Below are 11,934 nucleotides of genomic sequence, written 5' to 3'. Positions count from 1 at the left end.
GATGCGCGGGCTCAACCTGCACCAGCCAGGGCTCAAGAACGACCCCGACTGGTTCCGCAAGGCCGTCTTCTACGAGGTCCTGGTGCGTGCCTTCGACGACTCCACGGGGTCGGGGTCGGGCGACTTCACCGGGCTGATGAACCGGCTGGACTACCTCCAGTGGCTCGGGGTGGACTGCCTGTGGCTGCCGCCGTTCTACGCCTCCCCGCTGCGCGACGGAGGGTATGACGTCGCTGACTACACGGCGGTCCTGCCGGAGTTCGGGACGCTCCCGGACTTCCGCGAGCTCATCAGCCAGGCGCACGCGCGCGGGATCCGGATCATCACCGACCTGGTGATGAACCACACGAGCGACCAGCACCCGTGGTTCCAGGCCAGCCGCTCGGACCCCGAGGGCCCGTACGGCGACTTCTACGTCTGGTCCGACACCGATGAGAAGTACGCCGACGCGCGCATCATCTTCGTCGACACCGAGACCTCCAACTGGACCTTCGACCCGGTCCGCCGGCAGTTCTTCTGGCACCGCTTCTTCTCCCACCAGCCCGACCTCAACTTCGAGAACGAGGCGGTCGCGGAGGCGATGTTCGACGCCGTGCGGTTCTGGATGGACCTCGGGATCGACGGCTTCCGGCTCGACGCCGTGCCCTATCTCTTCGAGGAGGAGGGCACCAACTGCGAGAACCTCCCCCGCACCCACGAGTTCCTCGCCCGGTTGCGCGCCATGGTCGATGAGGAGTACCCCGGCCGGGTCCTGCTGGCCGAGGCCAACCAGATGCCGGCCGAGGTCGTCGACTACTACGGCACGGCCGAGGCACCCGAGTGCCACATGTGCTTCCACTTCCCGGTCATGCCGCGGCTCTACTACTCGCTGCGCGAGGAGAAGGCCGAGCCGATCATCCGGGTCATGGAGGAGACGCCGAGCATCCCCGAGGGCACCCAGTGGGGCACCTTCTTGCGCAACCACGACGAGCTCACGCTGGAGATGGTCTCCGGCGAGGAGCGCTCGGCGATGTACGGCTGGTACGCCCCCGACCCGCGGATGCGCGCCAACGTCGGCATCCGCCGTCGGCTCGCGCCCCTGCTCGACAACTCGCGCGAGGAGATCGAGCTCATCAACGCGCTGCTGCTCTCCCTGCCCGGCTCGCCCTGCCTCTACTACGGCGACGAGATCGGCATGGGCGACAACATCTGGCTCACCGACCGCGACGCGGTCCGCACCCCGATGCAGTGGACCCCCGACCGCAACGCCGGCTTCTCCACGGCCGACCCGGGCAAGCTCTACCTCCCCGTCGTCAGCTCGCTGGTCTACCACTACAACGGCGTCAATGTCGAGGCGGAGATGGCCAGCGGGTCCTCGCTGCTGCACTGGACCCGCGGCATGCTGCAGGTGCGGGCCCAGCACGAGGTCTTCGGGATGGGCGAGTACCTCCCCTGCGAGGCGGACAACGACGCCGTGCTGGCCTTCGCCCGTGCCCTCCCGGCCTCCGAGGAGCAGCAGGAGCGCGACGGCCACCCCGCGGTCCTGTGCATCAACAACCTGTCCTCCCGCCCGCAGGCCGCCACAGTGACCCTGCCTCCCGCGCTGCACGGCGCCCAGGTGCGTGACCTCTTCGGCGGTCACAACTTCCCGGACGTCGCGGCCGACGGCACCGTGACCCTCACCCTGGGGTCCCGGGGGTTCTACTGGCTCGGCCTGACGCCGACCGAGCAGCCCGCCGTGGCACCGGCCGCGGCAACCCCTGCGCCGGCGAAGAAGACGTCACGCTCCCGCAAGGCCGACGCGAAGGAGAGCACCTGATGGGCACGCTCACGCCGATTTTCGAGGACTTCCTGCCCGCGTGGGTGGCCCGGCAGCGGTGGTTCCGCGGCAAGCAGTCCGGGGCCGACGCCCTTCCGCAGCTGCGGAGGGTCTCCGGCATCCGGTGGCAGGACCCCTTCGGCGAGGTCGGGATCGAGGACCACATCGTCGTCGACGAGACCGAGGGCGCGGAGCCCACGATCTATCAGATCCCGCTCACCTACCGGGCCGAGGCGGTGCCCTTCCTCGAGCACGCGCTGGTCGCCACGGTGGAGCACAGCGAGCTCGGCACGCGCTACATCTACGACGCGACGCACGACCCGGTCTTCGCCCACGTCCTGCTCACCGAGATGGCCGCCGAGCACGACGTCCCGGCCGCGCAGGCCCGCAGGCTGGCCCCGCAGGGCCTGGCACCAGCCCTGGCCAGCGCACGGGTCCTCTCCGGAGAGCAGTCCAACACCTCGATCATCGTGGAGACGCACCGCGAGGGCACCCCGCTCATCATCAAGGTCTTCCGGGTGCTGCACGAGGGGGAGAACCCCGACGTCTCCGTGCAGGCGGCGGTCCACCGCAGCGGCTCGCGACAGGTGCCCGACCCCTTCGGCTACGTCGAGGGCCGGTGGGCCTCACCCACGGGAGCCGAGGTCCACGGGCACCTGGCCTTCGCCCAGGAGTTCCTCCCCGGCACCGAGGACGCCTGGCGGCAGGCCCTGGTGGCGGCCGTTCAGGACGAGGACTTCACCGAGCGTGCCCGCACCCTCGGCGCGGCCACGGCGGCCGTCCACGCCGCGCTGCGCGACGCCTTCGACGGACGCCCCGGTGTGGAGCGTCGCGGAGACCTCGTCGGTCAGATGGTCCAGCGGGCCGAGCAGGCCTTCCAGGACGCCCCCGAGCTGGCCGCGCACCGCGAGGCGGTGCTGCAGGCCTTCGCCGCCGTCGAGGCCTCCGACCTGCCCGACCTGCAGCGCGTGCACGGGGACTACCACCTGGGCCAGGTGCTGGACGCCCCCGGTCGAGGCTGGGTCCTGCTCGACTTCGAGGGCGAGCCGCTGCGGCCCCTCACCGAGCGCACCGAGCCCGACCTCGCCCTGCGCGACGTCGCCGGGATGCTGCGCTCCTTCGACTACGCCGCCGCCTCGGCGGCCCGGGCCGGCTCCGGCGACCGCGACGCCTGGGCCGGGGCGGCCCGCGAGGCCTTCCTCGAGGGGTATGCCGACGAGTCCGGGTCGGACCCGCGTCAGGTGGGTGGCGCGGCACAGCTGCTGGCCGCCCTGGAGCTCGACAAGGCGCTCTACGAGGTGAGCTACGAGGCGCGCAACCGCCCCGAGTGGCTGCCGATCCCGGTCTCCGCCGTCGAGCGGCTGGTGGGGGCGCGCCCCGCCGCGGGCGAGCAGTGGGGCCAGGAGCCCGACTCCTCCGCGGGTCGGCACCGGACGCCGGAGCAGCCCGGGACGCAGGGCCCCGAGCCCGCCGACGGCGCCGAGACGGCGACGACGGCCGACCCGGCCACGTCCCCGGTCGGTGCAGCAGAGACTATCGGCGGGGCGAGCGACACACCGTCGACCACCGGGGGGTCGGATGGGCGGCAGCCCTCCGCCGGCACCGCACGGACCGAGGGCGAGAGCCCGACGAAGGAGGCCCTTATGATCGAGGATCCCGCGCAGGACGAGCAGGGCCGGCCGACCGAGGACGACTACGGTTCCTCCCTCATCGAGGTGGACCGGCACGACGGCCCCCTGTCCCATCCGCCGACCGGTGACCGGCGGGCCGCGAGCGGCAGCGCCGCGAGCGCCTCCGGGTCCCCCGGCAGCGCTAGTGGCGGCTACCCGCACGCGCCCGTCCCCCCGCCCGAGGACATGCAGATCGACACCGTCCCGCCGCTGCCGCGCCGCCGCAGCGGCGAGGAGCTCGACCTGGGCCCGCGGGCCTCGCAGCCGGCCAGCGGCTGGTCCGGTGAGCCGCAGGGCGACCCCGAGGTCCTGCGCGCGGGGGCGTGGGAGGAGGCGACCGACTCCGACGACGTCGTCACCGCCCGCCCGACGGGTGTCCGCCGTCCCCTCGACGAGCCGGCCGAGCCGGCCGCACCGCATACCCGCCCCCTGGACCTCGACGAGGCGACCGACGTCGTCGACGGGCTGCACCGCAACCCGCACGCCCTGCTCGGGGCGCACGTCTTCGACGGCCACGTGACCGTCCGGACGCTCCAGCCCGAGGCGCAGGCGGTCGAGGTGGTGCTCGCCGACGGCCAGAGCCTGCCCATGACCCACGAGACCGGGGGGATCTGGGTCGCGGTGCTGCCCACCGAGACGATCCCGGCCTACCGGCTCAAGGTCGACACCGGGCGCGGGACGCACCTCGTGGACGAGGCCTACCGCCACGGGCCGAGCCTGGGCCAGACGGACCTGCACCTCATCGGCGAGGGGCGCCACGAAGAGCTCTGGCGCGCGCTCGGCTCGCACGTCATGACGGTCCGCGACGAGCTCGGTGAGGTCACCGGCACCCGCTTCGCCGTGTGGGCGCCGCACGCGGTCGCGGTGCACGTCGTCGGCGACTTCAACGGGTGGAACGGCGCGACGCACGCCCTGCGCGCCCACGACGACGTCGGCGTGTGGGAGCTCTTCGTCCCCGGCGTCCGCGAGGGCGCCCACTACAAGTACGACATCACCGGCCCGGACGGCGTCCGCCGGGCCAAGGCCGACCCGATGGCCCGGGCCAGCGAGGTCCCGCCCTTCACCAACTCCGTCGTCACCGCGAGCACGCACCGCTGGGGGGACGCCGAGTGGATGGCCGCCCGCGCCGCCGGTGACATCCACCACGGTCCGATGAGCATCTACGAGGTCCACCTCGCCAGCTGGCGCAAGGGCCTGGGCTACACCGAGATCGCCGACCAGCTCGTGCCCTACGTCGCGCAGATGGGCTTCACCCACGTCGAGCTCATGCCCGTGATGCACCACCCCTACGGCGGGTCGTGGGGCTACCACGTCACCGGCTACTACGCCGCGGACAGCCGCTTCGGGCACGAGGACGGCCTGCGCTACCTCATCGACCGGCTCCACCAGGCCGGGGTGGGCGTCATCCTCGACTGGGTGCCGGGCCACTTCGCGACCGACCCGTGGGCGCTGGCCCGCTTCGACGGCACCCCGATCTACGAGCACCCGGACCCGCGCAAGGGCTGGCACCCGGAGTGGGGCTCCTACATCTTCGACTTCGGGCGGGCCGAGGTCCGCAACTTCCTCGTGGCCAACGCGACCTACTGGCTGGAGGAGTTCCACGCCGACGGGCTGCGCGTCGACGGCGTCGCCTCGATGCTCTACCTCGACTACTCCCGCGACGAGGGCCAGTGGATCCCCAACCAGCACGGGGGCCGGGAGAACCTCGAGGCCGTCGCGCTGCTGCAGGAGACCAACGCCACGGCATACCGTCGCTCCCCGGGCGTCGTCATGATCGCCGAGGAGAGCACCTCCTGGCCGGGCGTGACCGCGCCGACCGACGAGGGCGGCCTGGGCTTCGGCTTCAAGTGGAACATGGGCTGGATGCACGACACGCTCGGCTACCTCGGGGCCTCGCCGTTCACCCGGGCGCACACCCACCACGCCCTGACCTTCTCCCTCGTCTACGCCTTCAGCGAGAAGTACATCCTGCCGATCAGCCACGACGAGGTCGTGCACGGCAAGGGCTCGCTCGTGCGCAAGATGTCCGGTGACGCGTGGCAGAAGTTCGCGACCACGCGGGCCTTCCTCGCCTACCAGTGGAGCCACCCCGGCAAGCAGCTGCTCTTCATGGGCTCGGAGTTCGCCCAGGCCCGGGAGTGGGCCGACGGCGGGTCGCTGGACTGGGAGCTCACCGAGCGCCCCGAGCACGCCGGGGTGCAGGCGCTCGTCGCCGATCTCAACCGGCTCTACGCCGACCTGCCCGCGCTGTGGGAGATCGACCACCACGAGCACGGCTTCAGCTGGCTGGACGCCAACGACGCCGGCCGCAACCAGTACTCCTACCTGCGGTGGGGCAACGAGGGCGCCGACGGGCTGCGCCCGGTCGTCGCGTGCATCGTCAACTTCAGCGGGATCCCGCACCACCAGGTCCACGTCGGGCTGCCGTATGCCGGCCGCTGGCGCGAGGTGCTCAACACCGACGCCGAGGTCTACGGCGGCTCGGGTCAGGGCAACCTCGGCGCGGTCGAGGCGGTCGAGCACCCGCACCAGGGCCAGCCGTTCTCGGCGCTGGTCACGGTGCCCCCGATGGGTGCCGTCTGGCTCGTCCCCGACCCGGTCGAGGGTGGGACCGACAGCGACACCGAGGTGGCGGCGCTCACCGAGGGCGACGGCGGGACCGACACGGCCACCGGGTCCGACGCCGAGGGCGCCGCGGCCACGCAGGAGACCTCCGGCGGGCGCCACCCGCGCGCGGGGCAGCCGGCGCAGGCCGAGGACCTCATCGACGTGGACGCGCTGCTGGCGGCCTACACGCAGATCGTCCCGGACCCCGACGACCTCGACCAGCAGGTCGCCTTCGGGACCTCGGGGCACCGTGGCAGCTCGCTGGACGGCGCCTTCAACGAGCACCACATCCTGGCGACCACGCAGGCCATCTGCGACTACCGCGCGCAGCAGGGCACCGACGGTCCGCTCTTCCTCGGCCGGGACACGCATGCGCTGTCCGAGCCGGCCTGGCGCAGCGCGCTGGAGGTGCTCGTCGCCAACGGCGTGGCGGTCCGGGTCGACGACGGCGACGGCTACACCCCGACCCCGGCGGTGTCGCGGGCGATCCTCGCGCACAACCGGGAGACCCCGGGCGCCCAGGGCGAGGCCGACGGCATCGTCGTCACCCCTTCGCACAACCCCCCGCGCGACGGTGGGTTCAAGTACAACCCGCCGCACGGCGGACCGGCCGACACCGACGCCACCGGGTGGATCGCCGACCGGGCCAACGAGCTCCTGCGGGCCGGGCTGGAGGGTGTGCAGCGGGTGCCCGTCGAGCACGCGATCGCGTCGGCCGGGCGCTACGACTTCATGGGCGAGTACGTCCGGGCGCTGCCGCGCGTCATCGACGTCGATGCCATCCGCGAGGCGGGGGTGCGCATCGGCGCGGACCCGCTCGGCGGCGCCGCCGTCGACTACTGGCAGGCCATCGCCGACGCGCACGGCCTCGACCTCACGGTGGTCAACCCCCGGGTGGACCCGGCGTGGTCGTTCATGACGCTGGACTGGGACGGCAAGATCCGCATGGACTGCTCCTCGGCCGACGCCATGGCCTCGCTCATCGAGGTGATGCGCGGCGGTGCCGACTACGACGTGGCCACCGGCAACGACGCGGACGCCGACCGGCACGGCGTCGTCACCCCGGACGGCGGCCTGCTCAACCCCAACCACTACCTCGCCGTCGCCATCGACTACCTCTACGGCGGGGCGCGACCCGACTGGCCGCAGGGCACCGCGATCGGCAAGACCCTCGTCAGCTCCTCGATGATCGACAAGGTCGCCCAGGGGCTGGGCCGGGAGCTCACCGAGGTGCCGGTCGGGTTCAAGTGGTTCGTGCCCGGGCTCATGGACGGCTCGATCGCCTTCGGCGGCGAGGAGTCGGCCGGCGCGTCCTTCCTCTGCCGCGACGGCTCCGTCTGGTCCACCGACAAGGACGGCATCATCCTCGCGCTGCTCGCGGCCGAGATCATCGCCCGCACCGGACGCTCACCCTCGCAGCGTTATGCCGAGCTCGTGGAGCAGGTCGGCGGCGGTCACGCCCCCGCCTACGCCCGGATCGACGCCCCGGCCGGTCGGGAGCAGAAGGCGCGGCTCAAGAAGCTGTCCGCGCAGGACATCAGCGCCACCGAGATCGCCGGTGAGCCGATCACCGCGATCCTCACCGAGGCCCCCGGCAACGGCGCGGCCGTCGGCGGGGTCAAGGTCTGCACCGACAGCGCGTGGTTCGCGGCCCGTCCCTCGGGCACCGAGGACGTCTACAAGATCTATGCCGAGAGCTTCCGCGGGCCCGAGCACCTGGCACAGGTCCAGGCGGAGGCGCAGCAGGTCGTGGACGCCGCCCTCGGCGGCTCCTGAGACGACGACACCCGGTCACGCCGTGCGGCGTGACCGGGTGCGCTGCGTCTCGGCGCGGCGTCAGTAGAGGGCGATCATGAGCGCCTGGCGCGCCTTGGTGACCCGCGGGTCCTGGGCTCCGACGACCTCGAAGAGGCCGAGCAGGTGGTTGCGCACCTGGTCGCGCTCCTCGCCCCCGGTGCGCCGGACCGTCTCGACGAGCCGCCCGAAGCCGTCCTCGACGTGCCCCCCCACGAGGTCCACGTCGGCGGCGTCGATCTGGGCCTGCACGTCGGTCGGCCGCTCGGCAGCCGCCTGCCGGACGGCCGCGAGGTCCATCCCCGAGGTCCGCTCGAGCAGGCGCACCTGGCCCAGCCCGAGGCGGGCCAGCTCGTCGGCGGGGTCCTGCGTCAGCGCCTGCTCGTAGGCGGCGATCGCCGCGGCCCAGTCCCCGCGGTCGATCGCGTCGTAGGCCTCCTGGTGCAGAGGCGGGAGCTCGGGCGTCTCCTCGCCCTCGCCCGCGGCGTCACCGGTCTCCCCCGGCATACCGGAGCCGTCGTCGTCACCGATCTCCACCCGGCCCGTCACGGCGTTCGTCACGGCGGCCTCGAGGAACTTCTCGAGGAGCTGGTCGACCTGCTCCATCGGCTGCACGCCGAGGTAGAAGGGCATCGGCTGGCCGCCGAGCAGACCCATGACGACGGGCAACGAGGACACCTGCTCGAAGACCTGCTGCAGGATCGGCGTGAGCGCCTGCAGGATGCCCGGGCTGTCGGCGATGTCGACCCCCGCGACCTGGAAGCGGCCCTGCATGGTGCGCGCGCGCTCGGCGAGGTCACTCAGGTGGGTCAGCGACTCGGGCAGCTGGGGGGTCCACAGGACGAGCACGACCGGGGTGGTCAGGCTCGCGTTGATGACGGACTCGAAGGTCTCGTCGCTCACCTGGACCAGCGCGCCGCTCCGGCCCGGCACCCCGCCGGTGGGGGCACCGGAGGGCGCACCGGGGCGGGCGCCCGCACCAGCGGCACCGGCGGGCGCACCGGGGCGCTGGGAGAGTGCGGAGAGATCGACAGCGCCGCGCAGGGCGGCGGAGGAGAAGGGCTGCTGGCTCATGTCTCCAGGGTATGCCGTGCCCTCCCCTGCGCCGAACGCGCCGGGGAGGGCCGGGTGTTCACTCGCCGGAGGCGTCGACCAGCTGCTCGGTGGCCGCCAGCATCTCCGGCTTGAACTCGACGTCCTCGGTGGGGACCCGCATCCCGACGAAGACCGAGGTGCGCAGCGTGGCCTGGTTGAAGAGCACCTCGCTGTCCTGGAACACCCGGAAGGCGTCGGGGGTGGTCAGCTCGCTGCCCTCGTTGACGACGAACTGCGTGTCGCGCAGCAGGGAGCCCATGACGAAGCCGCTGCCGTCCTCGAAGAGCAGGGTGACGACGTCGTCGGAGACCAGCCAGTTCTTCTCGCGCAGGGTGGCCTGGCCCGAGAGGGCCTCGGACTGCTCCTCGGCGGCCTGGCGCACGGACGGGGCGTAGCCGTGGGTCCGGTAGTCCGGGACCTCCTCCGGCTGCGGCCACTCGGTGTAGGACCCGACCGACTTGAGCATCTCGCGCGGCTGCATCGTCAGCTCGCCCTGCTCGGAGCGCAGCACCGGGCTGCCCTCGGAGCGCGCATCGAAGGTGGGGACCACGGTGTCGGGGAGCATGCGGGCCTCCCAGGTGATCCGGAAGTCCTCGGCGTCACCGCTCTTGCTGGAGAGGAGGTGGAGGTACGGCACGCCGTCCTCGGGGACGGTCTGCACGAGGAGGTAGGCAGGCGTCTTCTCGTCGTCGCGGCTGATGGCCAGGACGAGGGGCTCGACCGGGTTGTCCTCGAGGTCGACCTTCGGCGGCTCGCCGGCGACCCCCTCGAGCTTGTCGGCGGCCCGGTGGGCGCGCAGGACGGTGCCGGCCATCGAGGCCTCCTGGGCCTCCTTGACGTCCTTGCCATCGCCCTGGTCGGCCTTGATGCGCTCGGTGAGCACCGCGGCGGCGGCCTCCTCGGCGTCCTCGAGCGGGAGCGCCCCCGACTCGGTGTCGGTGGTCATCTCCACCGTGTCGGCGGCGGCGTCAGCGGTGCCGTCGTCGGCGGTGGTCGCGACGCTCTCGTCGTCGGTCGTCTCGACCTCGTCGGCGGCGGTGGCAGCGGGGCTGCTGCTCTCGCCGGCCTCGGTCGCGGCGTCGCCACCGGTGTCGCCACCGGAGCAGGCCGCGAGAACAAGGGCCGAGCTCAGGGTGGCGGCGGCGGTGATCCTGGAGAACTTCATAACGATATGGTAAACATCGGGGCCACGCCGGGGGAAATCAGGGATTTCCCAGGCTGGTCTTTGCGTCCGCGGCACGCCGGTCCCGCACGCGGACGCCGTCGTCGTCCGCCGGGCCGCTCACCACGCGTTCCAGCGCGAGATAGAGCGCGTAGATGAGCAGCAGCGCCGCCGTGACGTGCAGCAGCAGGGCGAGCGCCACACCGACGACGACCCCTGCGAGCCAGTAGCGTCCCCACGTCAGCGCGAGCAGGCTCGGCACGACGACGGCGAAGAGCGCGCCGAGCGCCAGCTCGGTGGGCCAGGGCCGGTCCCCCATCCAGGGCAGGGCCGAGACCACGTCGAAGAAGTCGAGGGTGGCCACCGTGCCGAGCACGGCGACCAGCCCGAGCAGACCGACGAGCCGCGTCCGCGCGCCGAGCCTCCGGCTCGCCCAGAGGGTGCCGATGGTGACGGCCGCCCACATCAGCCAGGCCCGCACCCGGCCGGTCCCCAGGCCGATCATCGCGGTGCGGAAGACGCGGTCAGCCTCGTGCCGGTCGATGTCGGGCCCGGTGAAGCTGCCCGGCGCGACGAGGGCGTCGTGCAGCACCGCGGCCGGGAGGAAGTCCCCGCTCTTGGGCACGAGCCAGGTGAACAGGTGCGGGACCGAGGCGAAGTCGGTGACGAAGCCGGTCGGGACGACGAAGGGCTCGGCATACCCCTCGGCGGCGTAGCCGACCGGGCGCAACAGGACGAAGTCGCGGCCGTCCACGCTGCGGACCTCCAGCCGCAGCGGGCCCCCGCTCTCCACGTCGAAGAACTCGCCCATCGGCCGGCTAGCTCCCGCTGGTCGCGAAGCGGTCGGTGGCGCGGATGAGGGCGTCGAGGTTGCCGGGCTCGAAGAAGGCGTGCCCCGCGTCGGGGACCACCGTGAGCTCGGCCTCCGGGAGCCGCGCGGCCAGGTCGAAGGCGGTGCGCGCCGGCGTGCACATGTCCAGCCGCCCCTGCACGATGACGGTCGGGATGTGGGCGAGGGTCGGCGCCTGGTCGAGCAGAGCGCCCTCGCGCAGGAAGCCGCCGTGGACGAAGTAGTGGTTCTCGATCCGGGCGAAGGCCACGGCCTGGGCCGGCTCGGTCGCCTTGCGGTAGCCCTCCTCGTCCGGCTGCACGGAGATCACCCGGGACTCCCAGCCGCTCCACGCCTGACCGGCAGGCACGTGCACCGCAGGGTCGGGGTCGAAGAGCAGCTCGTGGTAGGCCAGCTGCATCTCGTGCCGCCGCTCCGGGCGCACCGGCGCGACGAAGTACGCCCAGTGGTCGGGGTAGACGTGCTCGAGGTGACCCCGCTCATACATCCAGGACAGCTCGGCCGGTCGGAGCGTGAAGATCCCGCGCAGCACCAGCTCGCGCACCCGGTCGGGGTGCGCCTGGGCGTAGGCGAGCGCCAGGCAGGACCCCCACGACCCGCCGAAGACCTGCCAGGTCTCGATGCCCAGGTGCTCCCGGATCCGCTCCATGTCGGCGACGAGGTGGCCGGTCGTGTTGGTCGCCCAGACCGCGGGGTCGACCGTCGTCGCCGCGTGCGGGGTCGACCGGCCCGCCATCCGCTGGTCGAGGAGGACGATGCGGTAGCGCTCGGGGTCGAAGACCCGCCGCTGCTTGGGGGCTGGTGCCGCTGCCCGGGCCACCGTGGACGAAGACCACCGGTCTGCCGTCCGGGTTGCCGGACTGCTCGACGTAGATCTGGTGGCCGTCACCGACGTCCAGCATCTCGGTGCGGTAGGGCTCGATCTCGGGGTAGAAGGTCCGCAGCTCGCTCACCCCTC

At 72.6% G+C, this 11,934-nt stretch carries 5 protein-coding genes and 1 pseudogene; 2 read left to right on the top strand and 4 right to left on the bottom strand.

Translation table 11 applies throughout. The annotated features are described in order from the left end of the window. The first annotated feature begins 1 nt into the window (after position 1). Together treS and glgB are read left to right on the top strand one after the other, a co-directional pair. On the top strand, positions 2 to 1,798 hold the full coding sequence (gene treS / locus FA582_RS03665; protein WP_010149109.1) for a maltose alpha-D-glucosyltransferase: 1,797 nt from the start codon (positions 2 to 4) through the stop codon (positions 1,796 to 1,798). Continuing rightward, positions 1,798 to 7,851 carry a 1,4-alpha-glucan branching protein GlgB gene (gene glgB / locus FA582_RS17490; protein ID WP_010149110.1) on the top strand — a complete coding sequence of 2,018 codons (6,054 nt, stop codon included), beginning with the start codon at positions 1,798 to 1,800 and terminating at the stop codon, positions 7,849 to 7,851. The genes treS and glgB overlap by 1 nt, the downstream gene beginning before the upstream one ends. A gap of 60 nt (positions 7,852 to 7,911) precedes the next feature. On the opposite strand, the gene FA582_RS03655 is transcribed toward glgB, so the two are convergent. From FA582_RS03655 to pip, 4 genes and pseudogenes are all read right to left on the bottom strand, one after another. Beyond that, the gene (locus FA582_RS03655; RefSeq protein WP_010149111.1) at positions 7,912 to 8,943 is read right to left on the bottom strand and encodes a co-chaperone YbbN; all 1,032 of its coding nucleotides are present in this window, start codon (positions 8,941 to 8,943) and stop codon (positions 7,912 to 7,914) included. Positions 8,944 to 9,001: 58 nt separating this feature from the next. Next, the gene (locus FA582_RS03650) at positions 9,002 to 10,129 is read right to left on the bottom strand and encodes a hypothetical protein (RefSeq protein ID WP_010149112.1); all 1,128 of its coding nucleotides are present in this window, start codon (positions 10,127 to 10,129) and stop codon (positions 9,002 to 9,004) included. Positions 10,130 to 10,166: 37 nt separating this feature from the next. Then, positions 10,167 to 10,937, bottom strand: a complete 771-nt coding sequence (locus FA582_RS16600; protein WP_010149113.1) for a DUF1353 domain-containing protein — start codon at positions 10,935 to 10,937, stop codon at positions 10,167 to 10,169. 7 nt (positions 10,938 to 10,944) lie between these two features. Further along, positions 10,945 to 11,920 (bottom strand): annotated as a pseudogene (gene pip, locus FA582_RS03640) (prolyl aminopeptidase). Between the last annotated feature and the right edge of the window lie 14 nt (positions 11,921 to 11,934).

The sequence above is a fragment of the Serinicoccus profundi genome (assembly GCF_008001015.1).
GTDB classification, from domain to species: Bacteria; Actinomycetota; Actinomycetes; order Actinomycetales; family Dermatophilaceae; genus Ornithinicoccus; species Ornithinicoccus profundi.
The sequence above is the reverse complement of the archived record's forward strand: the minus strand, read 5'-3'. Positions and strand labels throughout refer to the sequence as shown.